This window comes from Bacteroides sp. 11BF (genome assembly GCF_019633765.1).
GTDB classification, from domain to species: domain Bacteria; phylum Bacteroidota; class Bacteroidia; order Bacteroidales; family Bacteroidaceae; genus Bacteroides; species Bacteroides hominis.
Genome location: NZ_JAFKPJ010000019.1, coordinates 12,114 through 37,111, shown reverse-complemented (window position 1 = coordinate 37,111; position 24,998 = coordinate 12,114). Strand labels below are relative to the sequence as shown.

Sequence of the window (24,998 nt, the reverse complement as noted above, 5' to 3'; positions counted from 1 at the left end):
TAGTGTTTAATCAATTAATTAAATAGTAAAATCATTATGGCAAAAGAAATATTATTCAATATCGAAGCTCGCGATCAATTGAAAAAAGGTGTTGATGCTTTGGCAAATGCGGTAAAAGTAACATTGGGCCCGAAAGGACGTAATGTAATTATTGAGAAAAAATTCGGTGCTCCTCACATCACTAAAGATGGTGTGACAGTGGCAAAAGAAATTGAACTGACAGATGCTTACCAGAATACCGGTGCACAGTTGGTAAAGGAAGTTGCTTCTAAAACAGGTGACGATGCCGGTGACGGTACAACTACTGCAACTGTTTTGGCTCAGGCTATCGTAGCAGAAGGTTTGAAGAATGTAACTGCCGGTGCAAGCCCTATGGATATCAAACGTGGTATTGACAAGGCTGTTGTCAAAGTGGTTGATTCTATTAAAAATCAGGCAGAGAAAGTTGGTGATAACTATGACAAAATCGAGCAGGTTGCTACTGTTTCCGCTAATAATGATCCGGTTATCGGTAAACTGATTGCTGATGCCATGCGTAAAGTTTCTAAAGATGGCGTAATTACTATTGAAGAGGCTAAAGGTACTGATACTACTATCGGTGTGGTAGAAGGTATGCAGTTCGACCGCGGTTATCTGTCGGCTTACTTCGTGACTAATACGGAGAAGATGGAATGTGAGATGGAGAAACCTTACATCCTGATTTACGACAAGAAGATTTCTAACCTGAAAGATTTCTTGCCTATCCTCGAACCGGCTGTACAATCAGGTCGTCCTTTGTTGGTTATCGCGGAAGATGTAGATAGTGAGGCATTGACTACATTGGTAGTGAACCGTCTGCGTTCTCAGTTGAAGATTTGTGCAGTAAAAGCTCCAGGCTTCGGTGACCGCAGAAAAGAAATGCTGGAAGATATTGCCGTATTGACCGGTGGTGTGGTGATCAGCGAAGAAAAGGGTCTGAAACTGGAACAGGCTACTATCGAAATGTTAGGTACTGCTGACAAAGTGACTGTTTCTAAAGACAACACTACAATTGTAAACGGTGCCGGTGCTAAAGAAAACATCAAAGAACGTTGCGACCAGATCAAGGCTCAGATTGCTGCTACTAAATCAGATTATGACCGTGAGAAATTGCAGGAACGTCTGGCTAAGCTGTCAGGTGGTGTAGCTGTTCTTTACGTAGGTGCTGCTTCTGAGGTAGAGATGAAAGAGAAAAAAGACCGTGTGGACGATGCTCTTCGCGCTACTCGTGCTGCTATTGAAGAAGGTATCGTACCGGGTGGTGGCGTAACTTACATCCGTGCAATCGATGCTTTGGAAGGTATGAAAGGTGACAATGCCGACGAAACAACCGGTATCGAAATCATTAAACGTGCTATCGAAGAACCGTTGCGTCAGATTGTAGCCAATGCCGGTAAAGAAGGTGCTGTAGTAGTTCAGAAAGTTCGTGAAGGTAAAGGTGACTATGGCTATAATGCCCGTTTGGATGTTTACGAAAATCTTCATGCAGCCGGTGTGGTAGATCCTGCTAAAGTGACTCGTGTGGCTTTGGAAAATGCAGCTTCTATTGCTGGTATGTTCCTGACTACCGAATGTGTGATTGTAGAAAAGAAAGAAGATAAACCCGAAATGCCGATGGGCGCTCCCGGAATGGGAGGAATGGGTGGAATGATGTAATTTATTCCCAGGATTGAAAAAAGGAAGCTGCTTTCGGAAACGGAAGCAGCTTTTTTTGTTGACCTTTGCGGATATTTTGCAGAACGTTTGGACGTGGTTGTAGGATTGTGTATATTCGTAGATATAAACCAAAGCTAATTAAAATGGAGACACATAGTATTTCTCTATGGATTATTGCTTTTGTGGTGGCTTTCGTTTCCCCGGTTCAGGAATAATTGATGTGGATTATAATATAAAATGTGTATGCGTATAGTTTTATTCCTATGTATCCTTTTTTTAGAAATATCAGTCAGCAGGGCTCAGATCAGGGGGATTGTTGTAGATGGAAAAAAAGGACAGCCTTTGTCCGGTGTGAATATCTATATGCAGAAAGATTCCATAGGAATTGGAGTGACGGACATTAAAGGAGAATTTCGATTTGCACATAATAAGATGGGGCTCAGCGATACCATTGTTTTCTCGTATGTCGGCTACTCGTCTTTTAAATGTACATTATCCGAGTTACGGCATCTTGAGTATAAAGTGTCCATGTATGAACTTCCCCAATTATTGCATGAAGTGGTAGTTAGTGGAGAGCGTCCACCCTTCTTTCTGGAATGGACTTCGTTGGCTTCTTTACCTAAACCTTTATATTCTTTTGGTGGTTTTCTGCACGATGGCAAAATTTATGTGGTTGCGGGGGATGAGACTCTTGTCCGAATGGTTTCCAATAAATACAGGCAAGGTACTGAAGCTTGGGAATATCGTTCCAATAATATGTATGTATATGACATTGCATCGGATGTGTGGAAAAAATGTGCGAAAGGTTTTGTGCCTCGTGCGGGACATGCGGCTCAATTTTATAAGAATAAAATATTTGTTTTGGGTGGAAAAAGATTATCCACCAATCGACAGTTGGAATATACAGATGCTACGATGGAGGTTTATGATCTGAATAAAGATACTTTGTATGTTGATCCTGTGAATCCTCATCAGGCAGTTGACTTCGCTTCATTCATTTATGATGAATGCCTCTATGTGATGGGCGGGGCGGTAAAGGAGAAGATGTTTTCTAATCAGATACATATGCTTGACCTGAAAAGGGGTGTTTGGTATGAACAGGAAAACACAATTCCTGCCGAATGGTGTGGTAGGATGAATGGCATTCTGGTGGGAGATAAAGTTTACTTTTTTGGTGGTTACCGTACAGCACCGATGTGGTTTACAGTTAGTTATGACCTACGGACAGGAAAATGGCAACGGTTATGTGATCTGAAAGACGGAGTTTCTTATCCCGGCTTGGCTTCTGATGGCGATTGTATCTATATTTTTGAGAACCGTAATTTACAAGTTTACGATATAAAAACAAATACCATGCGTATTTACGAACTGGCTGCTTTGGATTTAGAGAGCGCAGGACTTTTTTATTGGAAAAATACGCTTTACATAGTAGGCGGATGTACTCGCCGAGGAATATATGTAGCTCCTCATAAAGGTGTTATCGCTGTGGATGTGAGTCAGATAAATCCGCAATGAGGCGGGTACATTGCATCGTTTTCGTTTACCTTTATCCGGTTTGTAAGTTTAGAGATCATCACGGTAAATTGTGTTAAATTGTGCCTGTGTATCAATAATAAAACAAAATAGGAGGGCGGGAACCAAGGGTACTTTTACTCTAACATATTTTACTAATTTATATTTGCATTTTAAACCTATAAAAGAACAGACAAAATGAAAATTGTGGCGTTTAACGGAAGTCCCCGTAAAGGTGGCAATACAGAGATGCTAATTAATGAAGTGTTTAAACCTATACAGGAAGCCGGTATAGAAACCGAATTGGTACAGTTGGGTGGGAAGTTGCTGCGTGGCTGTGCTTCATGTTATACTTGTTTCAAGACAAAGGACGGACAATGTGTCATCAAGACCGACCCAATGAATGAGTTTATCCGAAAAGCTCAGGAGGCAGACGGAATAATTCTGGCATCACCTACTTACTATGGTAGTGTGAGCGCGGAGATGAAAGCTTTTATGGACCGATTGGGGTTGACCACTATCGGACAAGGGCGTACACTGACACGTAAAGTTGGAGCTGCCGTGATTAGTGTCCGCAGAGGTGGTGCCGTAACGGTTTATGATGAACTTAACCGTTTCATGCTCGGAAGCGGAATGATTGTTCCCGGATCTACTTACTGGAACTTCGGTATTGGTGAAATGCCGGGAGAAGTTTATGATGATGCAGAAGGGTTGAGAAATATGAAAGACCTGGGAGTACAATTGGCGTGGTTGCTAAAGGCTGTACATGATAAATGATGAATGCTGAATGGTGTACGATGAACGCAAGGTGTGGATCATAATTATCCATTATTTACCGTTCATCGTTTACCATTCATCATTCAACCAACCCTGTTCATCATTAAAATACCTCTCTGATATGTTTAAAGTTCGAATTGATCGTATCGATAACTTCCTGTGAGCGTCCGTTGATCAGTAGTTTATACATGGATTGGGCGAAGCCTACCATTTGGCCTAATTCTATTTTCGGAGGCATGGCCAAAGCATTCGGGTCGGTCATGATATTTACCAATACGGGACCTTCCAGTTCGAATGCATTACATAATGTATTTAATACCTCTTCCGGATCGGAAACATTGAAGCCTGTCATACCCATTGCTTCGGCTACTTGTGCGAAGTTAGGATTCAGCATATTCGTCTGCCAATCCGGCAGTCCGTCTACTTCCATTTCCAGTTTTACCATTCCCAAGGACCGATTGTTGAACACAATCACTTTTATAGGAAGTTTATATTGTACCACAGTCTCCAGATCTCCCAATGTCATGGATAATCCTCCATCACCACAAAGGGCGATTACCTGTCTGTCCGGGCAAGCCAACGCTGCTCCTATAGCTTGGGGCAGGGCATTTGCCATCGAACCATGATTGAAAGAGCCCAGCATGTGCCGCTTTCCGGTCGCTTGCAGATAGCGGGCTCCCCATACACACGTCATACCTGTATCTACCGTATAGATGGCGTCATCGGATGAAATCTTATTGATTTCGGACATCACGTATTCCGGATGAATCTGATCCATTTTGCCTTTATCTTCCGTATAGGCAGCCAGATCTTTCTTTACTCCTTCGTAGCGTTTCAGCTGTTTACGTAAAAAAGAGTCATCCTTTTTCTGTTGTAGCATGGGCAATAAGGCACGAAGAGTAGAGCGTATATCTCCACAAAGCCCCAGATCCACTTTGGCACGTCGTCCCAGTCTTTCGGGTTTAATATCCACCTGGACGATTTTTATATCATCGGGTAAAAAGGCGGAATAGGGGAAATCGGTTCCGAGCATGACAAGCACTTCTGCTTCGTGCATGCTGTAATAGCCGGAAGGCATACCCAGTAGTCCGGTCATACCTACTTCATAGGGATTGTCATATTGTACTTCCATTTTTCCTTTAAAAGTATACGCGACAGGAGCATTTAGAATCTCGGACATCCGGATGATTTCCTCATGTGCTCCTTTACAGCCTATACCACAAAACAAGGTGATGCGTCCGTAGTGATTCAGCATGCCGGCCATCCGGATCAGGTCTTCTTCGACCGGACATACGGACGAAGCTAACGGATAAATCTGTTCAGAGGACTCTACTTGGGCTGCCGGTTTCTTTGCCAAGTCACCGGGAAGCCCGATTACGGCTACTCCTTTTCGGGTAGTGGCTGTTTGCAAGGCCGATTGCAGCATGCGGGGAAACTGTTGGGGAGTAGTAGCTACTTCGTTATAGAAACTACAGTCATTGAATAGCTTGATCGTATTGGTTTCCTGAAAATATTCAGTTCCGAATTCTCCGGTTGGAATAGTTGAGGCAATGGCTATCACAGGAGCTCCCGAACGGTGAGCATCGTAAAGCCCATTGATTAAATGGACATGTCCCGGTCCACTGCTTCCTGCACAACATCCCGGCAGTCCGGTCAGTTGTGCTTCCGCACCTGCGGCATACGCACCGGTCTCTTCATGACGTACATGTATCCACTTCATTGCTTCGTTTTGCCTGACGGCTTCATTCACTTCGTTCAGACTGTCGCCTGTTACTGCATAAATTCTTCTGACGCCTGCCTCAATCAGAGTGTCGACAAGCTGTTCTGCTACCTTCTTTCCCATATCTATCATTCAGTTTAGGTTATTCAATGATGCAATAACAGGTGATTATATCAAAAAGTTGTATATTTAACGTATGCTAATAACCTTGGTATATTGGTATATAAGATAGATTTTATGTTAAAAATATCGTATGTAGTATGTTTTTAGTGTTTTTGTAGTAACAATGCTTACATAATTTTGTTAACTTACACCGCGTAAATAGTAACTTTATGTGTTTTAACCTTTAAACTTTTGTATCAAATGGATAAGAATGAAATCGGCTTGAATGCCGGAAAAGTTTGGCAATTGTTGAGCAACAATGACAAATGGAGTTATGGCAACCTGAAAAGGAAATCCGGGTTGAAGGATAAGGAATTGGGGGCAGCTCTGGGCTGGTTAGCCAGAGAAGATAAGATTGAGTTTGAACAAGAAGAGGAGGAACTTTATGTTTACCTCTGTGTAAATGTTTATATTGGGTAGATGATGCTGCTTATTGTGAAAAAAATCCCCGGAACAGTCCATTGGTATTGTATTCCGGGGATTATTTTTTATTCCTCTTTCTTTTTATTGCAGAAATTCCGTTCTATCAAAAAAGAAGTCACTAATCCAGCTCCTCCGAAGAGAAGTGTGCATGATCCGTAGATAACTCCTATCATTTCGCGGGTATATCCCCTGTCGAATCTACCAAAGTCATATGGAGAGATGCTTACATAACTGATAATGAAACCGGTTAATAGCCCCAGTCCTACTCCCAATAGCAGGCAGCCACCTTTCAAGGTTCCGAATGACAATTGAGAACGGTTATAGTCAGGCAAACAAATCTTCCCATTCAGTTCGAGATTGCCTTCTGACATTTTCTCTCCTAACTTTTCAATAAGAGTGATGCGTTCGCGTCTGCACGCAAAAAGTTCAAACAATTTGTAAATACCTAAGGTAATGATGCCCACAACTAAGGGGACTGTAATGAAATCCATCATGATCGTATGTTTTTAAGTGAATAATTCCGTTCTTTGCACTGTTTGACGCAATAGACTACGGAAAGGTTACAAAGAAAAAAAATATTTTTTTGCCTGTAACCTTTCTGATTCGTTTGCGTCTAACCGAATATCATGGTACAGAACGAAGAAACACAATACATAGCACGGATACTGAACGGGGACACAGAAGCTTTTTCTGTATTTCTCGACCGTTACAGCCGTCCGCTTTATGTGCTGATTGTGCAGATTGTCGGTTGTCCCGAAGATGCGGAAGAGTTGGTACAGGATGTTTTTCTGAAGGTCTTCCGCTGTCTTGACAGTTATAAGGGAGAGTGCCGCTTCTCTACCTGGCTTTATCGGATTGCTTATAATGCGGCTGTATCCGCTACCCGTAAAAAGAAACAGGAATTTCTTTATATTGAGGAAGGTACCATAAATAATGTACCCGATGAAAAGGCCGACGAAATACTTTGTCCTACCGATGACGAAGAACGGACTGCGAAACTGATTCAAGCCATCGACTTGCTGAATGTTGAGGAAAAAGCCTTGATTACACTTTTCTATTTTGAAGAGAAGTCGATAGAGGAGATAGGAGAGGTGCTGAAACTTTCATCGGGAAATGTCAAGGTGAAGTTGCACCGTACCCGCAAAAAGATTTATTTATTAATGAACGGAGATGAGTAATTATGGAAGCAAATAAGAAATGTACGGAAAATGCATTGAAGCAGGCTCTTCGGAAAAGGCAACCTGGTAATCTGCCGTCCAATTTTAATTACCGGATGATGGAACTGGTTCGACTGGAGGCCGAAAAACAGCGGAAACGGAAAGAACGGACTATGCTTTGCGGCATGATTCTGGGTATATTGCTATTGATAGGGATGGCGGTCTATACACTCGTTTTCAAATTAGAATTCAACTTAAAGGAGTGTTTGTCCGGAGTCGATTGGTCCGATACCGCTTCTCCGATGATGGTTTTCTATAGCTATATTGCAACTTTGGTTCTGCTCCTGCTCGGATTGGATTATTGGCTGCGTAAGAAGAAGTTTCATTCCTGAGTGAGTTTGATTTCACTACAGATTACACAGATTTCCATAGATTAATAATTTATTTCGTTGATATTTAAAATTATTCGTTGATATTTAGACTAAAGATTCGGTGAAAATTCGTGTAATCTGTGGTGGAACCGATTCATTCCTATTTTGGATTGTCCATTCATCAGCTGAGGATATAATATCAGAAAACCTCTGTGCCCTCCGTGTAGTCTGTGGGGAAATCCTTTTTTTTTTTGCGAATAATTTTCTTCCTTTGCAGAAAAATTTATCTTTATAGACTATGAGAAGTTTTGCCTCTGATAATAATTCGGGTGTACACCCTGCCATCATGGAAGCTCTGACACGGGCTAATCAAGATCATGCGCTGGGCTATGGTGACGATTCGTGGACAAAAGAAGCTGTCCGAAAAATTAAAGAAATATTTGTTGCCGACTGCGAGCCGTTGTTTGTTTTCAATGGGACAGGTAGTAATGTCATCGCTTTGCAGCTGTTGACTCGTCCTTATAATTCTATTATTTGTGCCGAAACTGCACATGTTTATGTAGACGAATGTGGTTCTCCGGTGAAGATGACCGGTTGCCAGATCCGTCCCGTAGCCACTCCCGACGGAAAGTTGACACCGGCACTGATCGTTCCTTATCTGCATGGCTTTGGTGACCAGCACCATTCGCAGCCGGGTGCTGTTTATCTTTCGGAGTGTACGGAGTTGGGTACTATTTATACGCCGGAAGAGTTGAGAGCAATCACCGCACTTGCCCACCAACACGGGATGCGGGTACATATGGATGGTGCACGTATAGCCAATGCCTGTGCTGCCCTCGGCCTTTCACTGAAAGCATTGACTGTAGATTGCGGTATCGATGTGCTCAGTTTTGGCGGAACCAAAAACGGATTGATGATGGGAGAGTGTGTGATCGTATTTGATGATTCGTTGAAAGCGGAAGCTCGATTCGTACGCAAGCAATCGGCTCAACTGGCATCGAAGATGCGTTATCTTTCCTGCCAGTTCACGGCTTATCTGACAGAGGAACTGTGGTTGAAGAACGCAACGCATGCCAATGCGATGGCCAAACGCCTCTATGATGCTTTGAAGCAGATTCCCGGTGTGCGTTTCACCCAAAAGGTGGAAAGTAACCAACTGTTCCTGACCATGCCTCGTGCCGAAATAGACCGTATGCTGCAATCTTACTTTTTTTATTTTTGGAATGAAGAGGCAGATGAAATTCGTTTGGTTACTTCGTTTGACACAACGGAGGAGGACATCGATACGTTTATCCGGATATTGAAAAAATAGGATTGTATCCAATAGCGCCAGATGATCACCACGGAGTAACACAGAATCCCAAAGAATTTAATTTCTATCATTTTCCCTCTGTGAGACTCTGTGCTACTCCGTGATGAAATCTTCTTATTCTTTTCTTATTTTAGATTCTTTCAGGAATTGTTCGATGTTGTACATCGGAAAATCCCCGTTCAGCAGTTTTCCGTCCCGGTCCAGTAATACGTAACGGGGGATACCGTTAAAGTGGAATAGCTCCCTCAAATAGTTATAGTCGCTTTGCGGAAGGCGGAATATGACTTCTTCTTTCAGATTCTTCTCTACATAATCGTTGTAAGCTTTTTCAGGTGATTCACTGTCACTGGTGATGAAGATGAACTTGATATCCGGACTGTTCCGGTACTCTTTTCGCAAATCTGCATGATGCTCGATGCTGGCACGGCAAGGCCCGCAAGTAGTTGCCCAAAAGTCAATGACCACCAATTTTCCATGATAAGGTGCTACGATTTTGCGGATGATATCCGTTCCTTTCCCTGCCGGAAGTTCTTGTGGCTGGTTCCCTTGTGGCGGATAAATCTGACGGTACATACGTTCGGACTCTGCCACAAGGAATGGCTCGTGCAAATAGCTTTTCAGGATATTGAGTAGTGTGAAAGCTTTTTTCCCATCCTTGAGAGTTCCGGCCAGGAAGGGGTAAGAACGGGTGAGAATGAGTTCTCCGGCCATTGGGAATGGGATTCCTGTCGTGTCCTCCAATATCTCCTTTTTCTTTTGCCAGCTTTCCGCATATTTTTTCACCTGGTCGTCTGTGCCGATCTTGATTTGCCAACTTGCCCGGTTTAGAGGGTTCATATACTCAAGTCGGTTGATGAAGGTTGAAAAAGAACTGCAACCGATGGCACGGACGTCATCGAGCGGCATTTCTTTCAGGAAATCATAATAGTCCGGAGTTTCTTTTATTTTTAATATCGCGTTGGTAGTATCCTTGCGGGCATTCATGTCTCTTTGCAGGATAAAATCGAGAAGCCAGCTGCCGTACATCATTTTCACATCATTCTTCAGCATTTGCATTCCTTCGGGTTGCAGCGTTTTTGATTGTTCCAACGAGTCGAGCCGATGCATCCACAGGTCGTACATCGGCTTTTGCTGTGCTTTAAATTCATCGGGAGTCAGCGTGCCGCATGCTTTCAACAGGATGTTGAAGTCTCTTGGGAAGAGCGGTTCACAAGGCATCAATTCTTGGTTGAAAGTGCTTGAAGCCCCCATATATTGAGTTTCTGTCAGCATGGGTTTCAACCTTCTTTGCCGGTTGTAGTCCAGCAGGTCTTCCCAACTGAGGTAAAGGATCAGTGTTTCGCCCGGTTTGACATAAAACCCTATCCAACAGCTGCCCAGACTAAGGTGATGTATCCCAGGATAATTGACAATGAAGTCCGACTCAAAACGTCCGTCCGGATGGATGGTCACCAGGGCGGGACTACTCTCGCGGGTGATATGGTTGTCTGTATAGATCAGGGCGGTGGTAAATCCTAACTGCGGGCTGTATCCATCCAGAAAACCACGTATGTGAGCCGTATCTTTCCGGAAAAAATCAGTCCGGGGAGTAGTGGAAGCAGTTGTTACCGATGCGTAATTTCGCTGGGGCAGTCCGGCGCGGATATACTTTTTCTCTTTTTCACCGTTTTTGCCGATGCGTATGTTGCCGTCTTTTTCTTGTGTTATTTCAAGTTGGCACTGTCCGTCAGTTTTATTCCTTAAATTCAGTTTGAGCTTTTTCCCCTGTTTCCGGCAAAGTTCATATTTCCAGAACCGGTTATCCATGATGGCAAGTGAATCGTAAATTCCGATGTCCCATCCGTTTCCTGCATCTGTCTGCTGCCAGTTTCCACGGATTTCGCGAAGGAAGGCCTGCTCTTTGGTCTCCTGCGGTTTCACCAGCAGAATGCCATAGGTGTTGGTTTCCGATTTAAGATCGTCCTCCATCCAATCTATCCGGGTTGTGCCTTCGGGCAGGGGAGGATAGGTGATGACACAGTCGTTTTCTATTATTCCTGAAGCGGGAGTCGTTACGCGTTCGCCAAATTTGCGCCCTTCTATGCGGAGAGGATAAAGTTGCTTTCTGCTTTCGGGGGCATAAATATAAGTCAGGCTGTCGATGCTGGTCCACCATTGGGGTCGGAATACCGTCCGTATCGTGAGCCGGGTTTCTGTCGGAGATAGTTCTATCTTCGAGATGGTGTGTGCACTTCCCTGGCGTGTTTCGAAAGAAGGGTTTTCAATTACGGTTTGTGCTGCGGCATACGTACTTCCCAGAAGTAGCAGTAGCGGGAGTATCTTGTTTTTCATATCCGTATGATTAAAGTTGTGACGGTAAAGATAAATATTTCATGGGAGAAGTCTTACTGTATAGCATTTTATTTTTGTCCGGGAGGCAAATTCCGTCTCTTTTAGGAGATATGGCATACCAGTTGTGTAACTCGGCAAACAGATGTCTCGGAGAAACGGAGCCGGCCTTGGAGGGAGGGCATAATAAAGGTCCGGACCTTCGCAGGCACGGACCTTCGCTTATTCAAACCACGCTCCTTGGGGGTGGAGGGGTTTGTTTACTGAAAACAATCCGGTCGATTGTCTACCTTAAATACCTATTATGATAACCTTCTTAACTAACCTTTATCTTATAACTGAATTATATGCCAACGGCTTCTCGCAGTGGGACAAACTTATATCCTTTATTCTTCAGGACTTTAATCAACCGTTCAAAGTGACCTTTATAGAATTTATCCGTGCGGCGGGCGTCCGTCCCGAAATGGATCAGCATCAGGTGACCATTCAATCCTTCGGCAGCTTCTACCGAAAGTATTTTATCGTAGATTGCCTGGCTACTCCGGTAGTTCTTCATGTCCGGTGTGGTATAGTCGGCATTGCTGGCTGTGCCGGCGGTGAAGTTAACCACCTGGATGCCCATATTCTTTGCCCACGCTGCAATCTGCCGGTTGTAATATTCGTAAGGCGGTATGTAGAGCGGAGCGTCTTTAAATTCAATGCCGGCCTTTCGCATCACTTCGTAGCTTTTCAACAGATCTTTTTCAAACTCTTCGCGCGTCACCAGCAGCGAATCGCGGTTTTCCCACGGGCTGTACAGCAAATGTCCGTAACTGTGACTGCCGACGTAGTGCCCCTCTTTCAGCAGGCGTTGCACTACGTCCGGATAGAGTTCGTAAAATTCTCCGGTAAAGAAGAATGCTCCTTTGATACCTTGCTTTTTCAGAGTACTGATGATGGCGTCCGCTCCGTCCGCTCTATCGGCGGCGGTGAATACGAGCGTGATCTGTTTTTGGGACGGGTCGGTACGTACAATGCCGCCATTGCTGTAGATGTTCTTATCTGCTGCTGCGTTTGCCTGCTTCATTCCGTCTTTCTGTAAAGAAGATAAGTAGTAGGTCAGGCAAGCGGTTCCGTCCATGGTCGGTTCGTTGGTCGAATAATCGTGAAGGGCGTCGTGATAGACCATTAAGTCCGGTTGGAAACGTTCGTAATCCTGTCCGGGCATTCCCGGAATGCCCTCCATGTTTACTCCCCGGAGACTTTCGAAAATAGTGCGGTATACCGGGCCGTCCACCAGTCCGCCGGTAGTGTTGCCTACTCCTGCATTCAGCAATGAAGAGTGAGGCTGTATCGGATAATCTCCGGATAAAGGTAGCTCTACGATCATGCTGGTTCCCCACGGGTTGCACCCCAGGAGCCAGTCGCGCAGAGCGGCTTCCATCTCCTCATAAGTCGTGTCGCCTGTCAGCTCACGGTAAAGCCGGCATTGCGTAAGCATGGCGGTGGTCAGGTTGTTCGAACACCAGATATAAGGTATGCCGTGCAGGAAAGGATTACCGACGGCTTTTTCGTATGTTCGCTGTATTCCGGTTCGCAGGTTCCGGATAAATTCGTCGCGCAGGCGCTCGTTGCCCGAAGCTTTGGCTACCCAGTAGTGTCCCATGTTCATAAACGGATACCATTGGTAGTGGCGGGCACTGTCGGCACCCATCCACGGTGTCACCGGTTCACGCCTTCCGTATTCTACTGCCTGCTCCAGATATTTGGGGTCGCCGGTAGCTTTGAACAGTTCCATGGCTCCGAGTTCCATATCGTCCACCCAATTGTCTTCTTCATAAATATAAGGTGACTTTACCGAGGCTGTCTGACAGGGGCCGGGTTTTTTTATACCCTCCTGATAGGCATTGTCTGCTTTAGAGGCTATTTCTTGGGCGAAGTCCGGATAGAAATCTTTCAGTACCTTTGCCCCCAGTGCAAAGCAAGAGGCGAATTTGCCTGCGGTACTGGCCACTCCGGTGGTTGCATTTCTGAATTTGCCGCGGACCTGAGGCTCACCACTGCAAAAGTAAACCGGGCGCCCTTGTCCTCGTCCGTAGCCGTAGTCCACCGAATCTTTGCCGGGCAGGCGCATCCCTGCATGGTCCCGGTCATCGGCAATCTGGTTGTAAAGTTCTCCTTGGGCAGGGTTCATCCGGTTCAACCAGTCGAGCCCCCATTTTATTTCGTCCACAATGTCCGGGATACCGTTAGCTCCGGGGTGCCCGGCAGCGTCGTAAGCATCGCCGAATGCTTCTGGGTTTTGCAGATAGGCAAACATCATCTGGTAAATGGCATTGGCCGAGGTTGTGGTATATTGCAGATAGTCGGTCGCGTCATGCCATCCTCCCCGGACATCGATGTGCTGTCCGGTCTTTGTAGGATGATACACGATAAAGCCGTCATGTACATGGCAACTGTCTTTCAGGAAGGGGTTGTAACCGCATCGCTGCTGGCGCATGTAATTCAGCAGGAAGTCGGCCGTTCCGTTGTATACCCGGTGGTTGATGGGGAAGTGGGGCGATACTGCTTTTCCGGCTTTCAGATAGTAGGTTCCGGGTGTATCAAAGGTACTGAAGTCCAGCCGGTAGATTGATTTCATTTGTCCGATCGGGCCTGTCTTCCGGGGAAATGTGAAAGTGCGTACCGTTTTTCCGGTGAATACATCGACCAGTGAATAGTTGTTCACTTCAACCGGTACTTCACTCATAAATACGGCTACCTTTTTAGATTGGGGGAGGTAGCCCAGTTGGTTGATCCGTATCCATTCACCTGCCTGAGCGTGCAGGGTGGAAAGCAAGAAAACAATGGCCAAAAGCCAGTAATTCCGTTTCATAATGGAAGCATTGTTTAAGGTTGGGGAATGTGTTAAGTTGTATAATGCAAATAAAGCGGATTTAATTTAATTAAAGAATAATAGGGTAGCTTTATTAGCTGATATTATGTGTCGTTTACAAGTTTTTAGAATTTGATGTTGCTTTATATGGCATATTCTGAACTTTTTTCGTTTATTAAGTGTTAAATGGAGGCAATAAATGATAAAAGAGAATGTAATATGATTGTAACAAGGAATGATAAAACTACTTTTGTAGATTGAGTTTTCTTAAGAGGGAACAATATATGAAACCTAAACACAAAAACTGGCTATTACTTGGATGCTTTTCCGCACTGTGGACTGTATCTTTGGCACAGGGGGAGAACTGCAACGATAGTCTCTCACCGATTACGTATATTCCTGTTGCGGAGGATTCCGCCTCTACTGTTGTCGCTGCCGACTCTGCTGCGGTGAAGCGTAGTTTTTTAAAGAAATTCCTTGATTACTTCAATGATGCCAATAAGGAGAAGAAGAACAAGAAGTTTGATTTCAGTGTAATCGGCGGTCCGCATTATTCCAGTGATACCAAGCTTGGGCTGGGACTGGTGGCTGCCGGATTATACCGTACCGACCGTGCCGATACACTTCTGCCGCTTTCCACCGTATCATTGTATGGCGATGTGTCCACTGTCGGATTCTATCTGCTGGGCGTTCGGGGCAATCATATCTTTCCGAAAGATAAATACAGGCTGAATTATAACCTTTATTTTTATTCTTTTCCCAGTTTGTATTGGGGAATAGGATACCGGAATGCGGTGAATGACGAAAATGAAAGCAGTTACAAGCGCTTTCAGGCACAGGTGAAAGTCGACTTTATGTTCCGTTTGGCAAAAAACTTCTATCTGGGACCTATGGCAAGTTTCGATTATATCGATGGACGCAACTTTGAGAAGCCCGAACTTTGGCGAGGGATGGACGCCTGTACGACCAACGTCAGTGCAGGGCTTTCCCTTGTGTACGATTCGCGGGACTTCCTCACGAATGCCTATAAGGGGTATTATTTGCGCATAGACCAGCGTTTCAGTCCTGCGTTTCTGGGGAATGACTACGCGTTCAGCAGTACGGAGCTGACCACAAGCTACTATCGTAAGGTGTGGAAAGGCGGAATACTTGCCGGACAATTTCATACGCTGCTGACTTACGGCAATCCGCCTTGGGGATTGATGGCAACATTGGGAAGTTCGTATTCCATGCGCGGATATTACGATGGCAGATTCCGTGACAAGAATGTGGTGGATATGCAGGTTGAACTCCGGCAGCATGTATGGAAACGTAACGGAGTAGCTGTCTGGGTGGGAGCCGGAAATGTTTTTCCCGACTTTTCTTCGTTCGAGGTGAAACATATACTTCCCAATTATGGATTCGGCTACCGGTGGGAGTTCAAGAAGAGAGTGAATGTACGATTGGATTTAGGGTTTGGAAAAGGCCAGACCGGATTTATATTTAATATCAATGAAGCTTTTTAATAAGATAAAGAAATGGTTCGATAATCAGGAGAACTTGTTCTACCTGTTTTTGTTTGTGTTGATTGTGCCCAACATAGTACTGTGTTTCACGGAACCTTTACCGCTTGTGGCCAAGGTTGCCAACGTTCTGTTACCTCTGGGTTGTTATTATCTGATTATGACCCTGTCCAGAAATTGCGGAAAGATGCTCTGGATATTGTTTCTTTTTGTATTCTTCGGGGCCTTTCAGATCGTGTTGCTCTATCTGTTCGGGCAGTCCATCATAGCGGTGGATATGTTCCTCAATCTGGCTACGACCAATTCTTCCGAAGCCATGGAGTTGCTCGATAATCTGCTGCCGGCCCTCGTTACGATCGTGATACTGTATATACCCGCCCTGATACTGGGTATGATTTCCATAGTTCGTAAACGCAGGCTCTCTGTCGACTTTATTCGTAGGCAACGGAAACGTGCGTGGGGAGTACTTGCCGTTGGCTTTCTTTCGTTGGGAGCTGCCTACTTGCTGGATAAGAAATATGAGATGACCACCGATTTATATCCGGTCAATGTGTGCTACAACGTGGTGCTTGCCGTAGAGCGCAACGCGCAGACCCTCGACTATGCAGAGACTTCGAAGGATTTTACTTTCCATGCTGTTGCCACCCATCCGGCGGAGGACCGCGAGATATACGTGCTGGTTGTGGGGGAGACATCCCGTGCTCTTAACTGGTCGTTGTATGGCTATGACCGCGAGACGAACCCCCAATTGTCGGAAATACCCAATCTTACGGCTTTCACGAATGTGCTGACCCAGTCGAACACAACCCATAAGAGCGTTCCGATGCTGATGTCCGCTGTTTCGGCAGAGAATTTCGACTCTATCTACCATCAGAAAGGTATTATTACGGCTTTCAGGGAGGCAGGTTTCAAAACGGCTTTTTTCTCCAATCAGCGTTACAATAATTCTTTTATAGACTTCTTCGGAAAAGAGGCCGATCATTGCGATTTCATCAAAGAAGATTCGCTGACCGCCGGTCAGAACCTTTCGGATGACAACCTGCTGGCATTGGTGAAAGAGGAACTTGCCAAAGGAAACCGCAAACAATTCATTGTGTTGCATACCTATGGTTCGCACTTTAACTACCGTGAGCGCTATCCTGTCGGGGCTGCGTTTTTCCGGCCCGACAGTCCGGCGGATGCCGAATTTAAGTATCGGGACAATCTGATTAATGCCTATGACAACTCCATCCGCTATACCGACGATTTCCTGGCAAGGCTGATCGGCTTGTTGCAGCAACAGGATGCCGGTGCGGCCATGCTCTATACTTCGGACCATGGAGAAGATATTTTTGACGACGACCGTCACCTTTTCCTACATGCGTCGCCTGTGCCTTCGTATTATCAGTTGCACGTGCCGTTTATTGTCTGGACTTCGGATACATACCGGGAGAAATATCCGGAGCATATCGCTGCTTTACAGCAAAACCGTCAAAAGTCTGTCGCTTCGAACCGGGTTGTGTTCCATTCGCTACTTGATCTGGCCGGGGTGACTACTGCCTATGTGAACGACTCGCTATCCGTGGCAAGCCCGTCCTATACGGAGTTCCCCCGCTTTTACCTGAATGACCACAACGAGCCGCGGGCTTACGACGATATCGGATTGCGTAAGGAGGACTTTGAGATGTTCAGGAAGATGAATATTCGCTGAAAACGCATTTAAACTATAGACTCGGGGATATAAGTGTAGTATCTCGAAACTTTGTTTCCTACGGGTGCTTTTGTTTCATATTGTGGTGAAAGTCGGAGAATAATTTCTATATTTACCGTCAATTCATCACAATATGCAATTATGGCAACCAAACTACTATTGGTAATGGGGGTAACCGATAATCTATGGCTTTATGTGTTATCCGTATTTTTGTTTCTGACCGTTTGTTTCCTGCTCTTTCAGAACTTCCGGCTTCGTAAATCGGCTTTGGCAGACGATGACTATCGTTGTTTCCTGTTCGAGATATTAGATAATCTTCCGTTTCCTATTATGGTGAAGGATATTCAGGAACAATTCAAGTACACGTACTGGAATAAGGAGGCGGAGTTGCAGTCGGGCATCAGCCGCAAAGATGCCGTCGGCTTTTCCGATGCGGGTATTTTTGGTGAAGAACGGGGTAAACAGTACCGTAAAATAGATGAAGATCTCGTTAAAGCCGGAAAACCCTATAAGGCGGAAGAGAGGTATGTGACTGTCGACGGAAAGGTGCACGATACCCTTGTGGTGAAATCAATCATATCTTCGGGCAAACTGGGCAAATGGCTACTGGTGGCCCGTTGGGAGATCAGTCAGCTTAAAACGTACGAAAGAGAGCTTCTGGCTGCCAAAGAGCAACTGGAGGGAGCCGTCCGTAAGCAGAAGCTGGCTTTGAGAAGCATCGATTTCGGTCTGATTTATATAGACCGGAATTATAAGGTGCAATGGGAAGAGACCAGCAATATAAAGAACCTGGTTGCCGGACGCCATTATACTCCCGGCACTACTTGCTACCGGACTACAGGGCAAGGAGATAGACCATGCAAGAAATGTGCCTTTCAGGAGGCCATCAATACAGGCAAAATCGTGAGACATATTGCTCATGTGGATCATGTAGACTTTGAAATTACCGCTACCCCTGTTTATAGTGATACGGGAAGTGAAATTATCGGTGGATTGCTGCGCTTTGAAGATATCACGGGGAAACTGAAGGTAGACCGTATGCTTCAGGAGGCCAAGGAGAAAGCAGAGGAGTCCAATCGGTTGAAGTCGGCCTTCCTTGCCAATATGAGCCATGAGATACGTACGCCGCTTAATGCCATCATCGGTTTCTCCGACCTGATCTGCCAGACAGATGATGCCGAAGAAAAAGAGGAGTACATCCGGATTGTCACTTCGAATAACGAACTTTTGTTGCAGCTTATCGACGACATTCTCGACCTGTCGAAGATAGAAGCCGGAACGATGGATTTTTCCTATGACCTGACGGATATCAACGAACTGATGGAGGACATCTGCCTGCAAATGCAGCAGAAGAACCAACACCCGGGGGTACAGATTCTGTTTACAGAAAAGGAGCCCTGCTGTGTGATCAATACGGATCGTTTGCGTTTGTCGCAGGTCATCATCAATCTGATGAATAACGCTATGAAGTTTACCGCCGAAGGTTCCATTACGTTGGGATACCGGCTGAACGGACAGAAGAATGAACTTTATTTCTTCGTGAAAGATACAGGCATCGGCATTCCCGCCGATAAAGCAGAAAAAGTCTTTGAACGTTTTGTCAAACTGAACTCCTTCGTTAAGGGCACGGGGCTGGGACTCGCCATCTGCCGGGTGATCATAGAGCGCCTGGGAGGAACGATCGGGGTCGATACGGCAGTAGAAGAGGGTGCCTGCTTTTGGTTCCGTCTTCCTGTTCAAGAGGACATACCGCTCGATATTCCTATTAATTTGTGCTAAAAGTTGAACCTAAAACTCTGGTTGGCGTGTTGTTTGTATACACTTAATATAGAGGTTTAAATATATAAAAAACATGGCTTATATAGATTATTACAAGATTCTCGGAGTTGACAAGAATGCTTCTCAGGATGATGTCAAGAAGGCTTTCCGCAAATTAGCCCGTAAATATCATCCCGACCTGAATCCGAATGACCCAAGCGCCAAGGATAAGTTTCAGGAGATTAATGAAGCCAACGAAGTATTGAGCGATCCGGAGAAAAGGAAAAAGTACGATGAATACGGCGAACATTGGAAACATGCGGACGAATTCGAAGCACAGAAGAAGGCCCGCCAGCATGCCGGTGCGGGTGGAGGCGGCTTCTCCGGTTTTGGCGGAGACGGTGGTTCCTATTGGTACTCGTCCGATGGAGAAGGATTCTCGGGTGGTGATGCCGGAGGATTCTCAGATTTCTTCGAGTCTATGTTCGGGCATAGGGGCGGGGGCGGACGAGGTGGCTCAGGTTTCCGCGGACAAGATTTTAATGCGGAACTACACCTGTCTCTTCGCGATGCGGCACAGACCCATAAGCAGGTGTTGAATGTGAATGGAAAGCAGGTTCGTATCACAATACCGGCCGGTGTAGCCGACGGACAGGTGATTAAACTGAAAGGATACGGTGGTGAAGGTATTAACGGTGGTCCGGCAGGCGATCTGTATATCACTTTCCGGATAGCCGAAGATCCTGTATTCAAGCGTCTCGGAGACGATCTGTACGTGGATGTGGAAGTCGATCTCTATACTGCCGTACTGGGTGGTGAAAAGGTGGTTGATACGCTGGAAGGTAAAGTGAAACTGAGGATAAAGCCCGAAACCCAGAATGGTACGAAAGTACGCCTGAAGGGTAAAGGTTTTCCCATATATAAGAAAGAAGGACAGTTTGGCGATTTGATTGTCACTTATTCTGTCAAGATACCTACGAGCCTGACAGATAGGCAGAAAGAACTGTTCAGAGAGTTACAACAGAGTATGAACTAATAATGAAAGAGCGCTATGCAGACCGAATTAATAATAGTCAGTGAATACTGTCACAAATGTCATATTGAGCCTTCATTTATCGACCTGTTAGAAGAGGGTGGCTTGATTGAGGTACGCACCGAGGGCGGCGAGCACTATCTGCTTGCGTCGCAACTTCCCGATGTGGAACGATACAGCCGTATGTATTATGACCTGTCCATCAATATGGAGGGTATCGATGCCATTCATCATTTGCTGGAAAGGATGGAACTGATGAGACGTGAAATCAGTACTCTCCGGAATCAGCTTATCGTCTTTAAGAGGGAAGGTGTTATGGAGGACTGGTAAAAGGTTTATTTCATGCGTTGGATAAAGAGGCTTTTCCGGTTTCTATCAGAGCCTCTGTATGATATAAACAGAGCCTTTATCAAGGGTGGACAGAGTGTCTGTTCCGCCCTGATAAAGGCTCTGTTTTTTTATGCTTGGCCGTACTTTTATTCAGCCAGAATCGTCAGTTCGGCACCCGAAGCGTAGTCTTGTCCGCGTTGTTCACTCAGAGCAGTGAAGCGGATGTAACGGGCTTTTACAGGTTTCTCGAACATTACTTTCTTCTCTTTCAGGTCTCTTGCGAAAGTACCTTTCAGGATTGGTTCACCCCATTCTTTGCCATCCTGGCTTACGTGGATGGTGTAATCTTTCACATTACCGTTGCTGCTGTCCTGACGTGGAAGGTAAGTGAAACCTTTAATTGTTTTCACTTCACCAGCATCCAGGTCTACCCAGTGCGGGTGTTTAGCCACGGTTACAGAGAACATGGTGTGCCAGATGGTATTCGGGTCACCGTCGGTCAGGTTCTTGGCTTCGCCTCCATCCGATTCTTCACTACTTGCATAGATCACTTCCGTCTGGATGCTTTCGATCTTGTCGAATGTCATGGTTGCTTTGATGAAAGGTGCATCTTTGAACCAGGCAGTCACTGTACCGCCATTGCGTAATGCGATCGGTTCGGTGTAAGTTTTGGGTTTACTCTTATCTACTGTGTAGAGGATAACCGCATCCTTTTTCTGTGATGATACAGATACTGCACCGGCACGGTTGCGGGTAATGGACAACGGCATCTCTCCGGCAGGGGCTACATTGGCTGTTGCAGTCAGGTCTTTACCCGCAGGGCGGATGATGAAACCTGTGTTGTGATGGCTGGCGAAGACACGGTCTTGTTCCAGCGGGCCACCTTGGCCGCAACTGTTGCCACCCAGACCGGTTACGGCTGCATCCAGATGAAGATAAGTATCACCGGCTTTCGGCAACTGATACGGATGTGAAGCCAGGATCAGGTCGAGTGCGGAGTAGGGCAGAGCCGAAGCCGACAAGCGGTCGGTAGCTACAAATACAGCACCGTTGCCTGTGTTGTTGGTCAATGCACACCAGCGCACATCTTCGTGGTTACCCATATCCTGTGGTTTGGGGAAGTTGACAAATTCTCCGGCAACTGTGTTCTTATGTTGCTCGATGAACTGTCCTACCTTGCGGTCGGCATAGTTGTCAATAGGTCCGCGTCCGTAGTAAGTGAAGTTATCATATTGCTGAGGCACGCGTATCATATATCCCAGACGAGGCAATACGAGGCTCGGCTGATTGGATGTGATACTTGCTTCCAGTTCGATGGAACCGTCTTTATAGACAGTCCATACCTGATTGGTGGTGAACTTGAAGTCATTGCTGCCGAACTTCTTGTCTGTCAGTTCTTCAATCTTGTTCTTGCCGGAACTCGTTCCACCCAAAATCTTAGCTGCGTTTGGAGCTTGGGATTTTACTGTGAATGACAATACGACTGTGCCATCTTCTTTGGTAGTCATATCGAAGCCGGTAGCTGAGTGCTTCAGGTTGTGCAGTCCGTTGTCGAACCACTGAGAGTAGAACCAGTTGTCATTGTTCGTGAACGCGCGGAGCGCATCCAGTTTCGGACCGTTACCGTCAGTAATTACTTTTTCGTTTCCGTATGTCAGGCTGTAGATAGTACCTGTTTTGATGTCGAATTGAGCTGTGTAGCCATTGCCTTTAATGGTAATGATATCGCTCGCTTTAATCCTAATTATTTCCGGTTTGTCGCTTCCGGATGCCACAGTGTTGATGGCAGGACGTGCAGTAGCTTCTTTAACGAGTATCTGTTCTTCTGCCTGCGCAAAGTTCTTGTTAGCCCAAGGCATGTTGTCTTTCAGCAGGAACTGAATCTTCACGAAATATTCCGAATCGGCTTTCAGTTTACTGAACTGATAAGGAACCGTGATCTGCGTACGGGTACGCGGAGCCACCTCACCCATAGACAATATGCCCGATTGTGCTTCCTTACCGTTTTCGTAAAGTGACCATTTAACTTCATAGTCCGAAAGGTTTTTGAAGTAATACTTGTTGAATACTTCGAACTGTCCTTTTTCTACATCGATTGGTTGTACGCCGATGTGTTGGTACACTTTCTTCACTTCATAATATTGTGGTTTCGGTTCCAGGTCACCGAATACGATACCGTTCATAACGAACTGTCCGTCATTCGGAGTATCACCGAAGTCACCACCGTAAGCCAGATAGCGCTCTCCGGTTTTCTTATCGTAATTGTACATCGATTGGTCTACCCAGTCCCAGATAGCTCCACCACAGAAGAAGTTAGTCGACTCGATAGCTTCCCAGTAGTCCACCAGGTTACCGCAGGCGTTACCCATAGAGTGAGCATATTCCGAAACATGGAACGGATATTTGATATCATAATTACCTTTCACGGCACCACGCATCCAGCCGATGGAAGGATACTGGTTGGAACCCATGTCGACGATGTCGTTGTTACGTTCGTACTGAACAGGGCGTGACAAGTCGAATGCTTTCAGTGCATCATAGGCTGCTACGAAGTTCTTTCCCGGTCCGGCTTCGTTACCCAATGACCAGATGACAATCGAAGGATTGTTTACGTTGGCATGAACCATTTCCATCACACGGGCTACGTGGGCGTTTTTCCATTCCACCGGATGAGACAGTGAAGCGGCTCCATAATAGTACTCGTGAGACTCGATGTTAGCTTCATCTTCCAGATAGAGTCCGTATTTGTTGCACAGATGGTACCAGTACGGATCGTCCGGATAGTGAGAGTTACGTACGTGATTGATGTTGGCACGTTTCATCAGCATTACCTCTTTCTCCATCATTTCGCGAGTGATGGCATGACCTACGGCAGGATTTGATTCGTGGCGGTTGACACCTTTCAGTTTCACGGTCTTGCCATTTACATAATAGTAACGGCCTGCCAGTCCGAATTCGTCTGCAGAAGCAGGGGTGTCTTTGATTTCCACTTTACGGAAACCTACAGTAGTTGAAACGGTTTCTATTGTTTTGCCTTTCTTATCTTTCAATTCAGCAACGAGTGTATAGAGGTAAGGGAACTCAGCCGACCACTTGTTGGGTGACTGCACGTTCAATATCGCTTTTTCAGCCTCTACGGTTTCGTTCGGGTTCACCAGGTTCACAGTAGCATTGGCAACCGCATTGGCAACGGGGGTATTTTCGTCCGAATACAGTTTGTTTGCATAAAGTGTATAAGCCATCTGGTATCCTTTGGCAGCTTTCTTGCCATAGTTACGGATGTCAGCGCTGATAGCCAATGAACCATTGGTGTATGTCTCGTCCAGGTCGGGGATTACAACAAGGTCGCGTACCTGTACTTTCGGAGTAGAATAGAGGGCTACGGTACGGAAGATACCCGGCAGACGGAACATATCCTGTGCTTCAAGGAATGAGCCGTCCGAGCTGCGGTATACTTCGGCAGCAACGGTGTTCTTTCCTTTTTGCAGGTAAGGAGTGATGTTGAAGTTGGCTGTGTTGCGTGAGTTCTTGGAGAAACCTACATACTGTCCATTGATCCAGAGGTAGAAGAAAGAGTCCACGCCGTCGAAGCTGATAAATACTTCACGACCGTCCCAGTCCTGCGGGATGTCGAAGTCGCGACGGAATGATCCCACTTCGTTACGGTCTTTATAAGTAGTCCAATTGGTCGGGGGGGTACGCATCACACCTCCGCGCCAGTCGTCTACTTTCACTTTGTGCATGAAAATTACAGGTTGGTTCACGTAGATGGGTACTCCGTATTTCAGGCTTCCGTCCTTCTGGATGCCATAAATATTCCAGCTTGAAGGAACCGGGATATTGTCCCATCCTGAAACATCGAAGGTTGTTTGATAAAAATCTTTAGGGCGGGAGTCCGGATCGGGTGCCCAATTGAATTTCCAGTCACCATTCAGTGACAACCAGTATTTACTGTTCTCAGGCAACACCTTTCGTGCGCTTTCCACATCCTGGAAGGAAAAGAACCAGGCGCGTGGTTGTTCTTTGTTGAGTGCTAAGTTTTCCGGTGATTCCCATTCGTTGCCCACCGGGGCTTTTTCCGAGGCATACTTAAATCCCTCTAAAGGTCTTTGACCGGCAAAGCAAAGCGTAACCATGCTGCATAGTATCAGACCTAACGTGATTTTCCGCATAATTGTTTTTCTTTTAATAGATTATTTACTGAAGTTTTTTCGTGTTATATTGATCCGTAATCCGGTATCTCTCTAATTTTGTTGCAATATTCGTAAAAACCAGTCACATAGCCAAATCATTTGACATTAATTGGGTATTTTCGGGAGATAAAAATAACTCGCCTCTCTCCGGTAGTAGAAAAAGAAAAGGGATCCGGTTGTTCGAATCCCTTTTTTTAGTCTT

17 protein-coding genes are annotated in these 24,998 nt (G+C 45.6%); 12 read left to right on the top strand and 5 right to left on the bottom strand.

Going from position 1 to position 24,998, the window contains the following annotated elements:
• Positions 1 to 36 precede the first annotated feature (36 nt).
• The 3 genes from groL to JZY04_RS17590 all read left to right on the top strand — a co-directional run bounded on the left by groL (position 37) and on the right by JZY04_RS17590 (position 3,963).
• Positions 37 to 1,674 (top strand): chaperonin GroEL, encoded by a 1,638-nt coding sequence (groL, locus tag JZY04_RS17600; RefSeq protein ID WP_005780800.1) that lies wholly within the window; start codon positions 37 to 39, stop codon positions 1,672 to 1,674.
• 243 nt (positions 1,675 to 1,917) lie between these two features.
• Positions 1,918 to 3,189, top strand: a complete 1,272-nt coding sequence (locus tag JZY04_RS17595; protein WP_181996506.1) for a carboxypeptidase-like regulatory domain-containing protein — start codon at positions 1,918 to 1,920, stop codon at positions 3,187 to 3,189.
• Positions 3,190 to 3,384: 195 nt separating this feature from the next.
• A complete protein-coding gene (locus tag JZY04_RS17590) occupies positions 3,385 to 3,963 on the top strand; it encodes a flavodoxin family protein (RefSeq protein WP_005807817.1) in 579 nt (192 codons plus the stop codon).
• 103 nt (positions 3,964 to 4,066) lie between these two features.
• Here JZY04_RS17590 and JZY04_RS17585 read toward each other — a convergent pair whose 3' ends face one another.
• Positions 4,067 to 5,806 (bottom strand): thiamine pyrophosphate-dependent enzyme, encoded by a 1,740-nt coding sequence (locus JZY04_RS17585; protein ID WP_032540253.1) that lies wholly within the window; start codon positions 5,804 to 5,806, stop codon positions 4,067 to 4,069.
• A gap of 240 nt (positions 5,807 to 6,046) precedes the next feature.
• Between JZY04_RS17585 and JZY04_RS17580 the strand changes: the two genes are divergently transcribed.
• Positions 6,047 to 6,265 carry a winged helix-turn-helix domain-containing protein gene (locus tag JZY04_RS17580; protein WP_005780792.1) on the top strand — a complete coding sequence of 73 codons (219 nt, stop codon included), beginning with the start codon at positions 6,047 to 6,049 and terminating at the stop codon, positions 6,263 to 6,265.
• Between the two features lie 68 nt (positions 6,266 to 6,333).
• On the opposite strand, the gene JZY04_RS17575 is transcribed toward JZY04_RS17580, so the two are convergent.
• Positions 6,334 to 6,759, bottom strand: a complete 426-nt coding sequence (locus JZY04_RS17575; RefSeq protein ID WP_005807813.1) for a DUF6249 domain-containing protein — start codon at positions 6,757 to 6,759, stop codon at positions 6,334 to 6,336.
• 135 nt (positions 6,760 to 6,894) lie between these two features.
• On the opposite strand from JZY04_RS17575, the gene JZY04_RS17570 reads away from it, so the two are divergent.
• The 3 genes from JZY04_RS17570 (at position 6,895) to JZY04_RS17560 (ending at position 9,108) form a co-directional block, all read left to right on the top strand.
• A complete protein-coding gene (locus JZY04_RS17570; RefSeq protein WP_122143455.1) occupies positions 6,895 to 7,446 on the top strand; it encodes an RNA polymerase sigma factor in 552 nt (183 codons plus the stop codon).
• A complete protein-coding gene (locus JZY04_RS17565) occupies positions 7,446 to 7,817 on the top strand; it encodes a hypothetical protein (protein ID WP_181996020.1) in 372 nt (123 codons plus the stop codon). Before JZY04_RS17570 ends, JZY04_RS17565 begins: the two co-directional genes overlap by 1 nt.
• A 277-nt stretch (positions 7,818 to 8,094) precedes the next feature.
• Positions 8,095 to 9,108: a low specificity L-threonine aldolase gene (locus JZY04_RS17560; RefSeq protein ID WP_122143456.1), complete on the top strand. Its 1,014-nt coding sequence runs from the start codon at positions 8,095 to 8,097 to the stop codon at positions 9,106 to 9,108.
• Positions 9,109 to 9,222: 114 nt separating this feature from the next.
• On the opposite strand, the gene JZY04_RS17555 is transcribed toward JZY04_RS17560, so the two are convergent.
• Both JZY04_RS17555 and JZY04_RS17550 read right to left on the bottom strand, forming a co-directional pair.
• Positions 9,223 to 11,439 carry a TlpA disulfide reductase family protein gene (locus JZY04_RS17555; RefSeq protein WP_122143457.1) on the bottom strand — a complete coding sequence of 739 codons (2,217 nt, stop codon included), beginning with the start codon at positions 11,437 to 11,439 and terminating at the stop codon, positions 9,223 to 9,225.
• Between the two features lie 340 nt (positions 11,440 to 11,779).
• Entirely contained in the window at positions 11,780 to 14,290 is a 2,511-nt protein-coding gene (locus JZY04_RS17550) for a glycoside hydrolase family 9 protein (protein ID WP_122143459.1), read from the bottom strand.
• A 284-nt stretch (positions 14,291 to 14,574) separates the two neighbouring features.
• On the opposite strand from JZY04_RS17550, the gene JZY04_RS17545 reads away from it, so the two are divergent.
• From JZY04_RS17545 to JZY04_RS17525, 5 genes are all read left to right on the top strand, one after another.
• Positions 14,575 to 15,795, top strand: a complete 1,221-nt coding sequence (locus JZY04_RS17545; RefSeq protein WP_122143460.1) for a BamA/TamA family outer membrane protein — start codon at positions 14,575 to 14,577, stop codon at positions 15,793 to 15,795.
• Complete coding sequence (locus tag JZY04_RS17540; protein ID WP_122143461.1) at positions 15,782 to 17,482, top strand: phosphoethanolamine transferase; 1,701 nt, start codon at positions 15,782 to 15,784, stop codon at positions 17,480 to 17,482. The genes JZY04_RS17545 and JZY04_RS17540 overlap by 14 nt, the downstream gene beginning before the upstream one ends.
• Positions 17,483 to 17,623: 141 nt before the next feature.
• Positions 17,624 to 19,261, top strand: coding sequence for an ATP-binding protein (locus JZY04_RS17535; protein ID WP_122143462.1), 1,638 nt, complete (start codon positions 17,624 to 17,626; stop codon positions 19,259 to 19,261).
• A 73-nt stretch (positions 19,262 to 19,334) separates the two neighbouring features.
• Entirely contained in the window at positions 19,335 to 20,276 is a 942-nt protein-coding gene (locus JZY04_RS17530; protein WP_122143463.1) for a DnaJ C-terminal domain-containing protein, read from the top strand.
• Between the two features lie 15 nt (positions 20,277 to 20,291).
• A complete protein-coding gene (locus tag JZY04_RS17525; protein ID WP_005780772.1) occupies positions 20,292 to 20,603 on the top strand; it encodes a chaperone modulator CbpM in 312 nt (103 codons plus the stop codon).
• Positions 20,604 to 20,749: 146 nt separating this feature from the next.
• Here the strand turns inward: JZY04_RS17525 and JZY04_RS17520 are convergent, their stop codons facing one another.
• Positions 20,750 to 24,775 carry a glycoside hydrolase family 2 TIM barrel-domain containing protein gene (locus JZY04_RS17520; RefSeq protein ID WP_122143464.1) on the bottom strand — a complete coding sequence of 1,342 codons (4,026 nt, stop codon included), beginning with the start codon at positions 24,773 to 24,775 and terminating at the stop codon, positions 20,750 to 20,752.
• Positions 24,776 to 24,998: the final 223 nt, after the last annotated feature.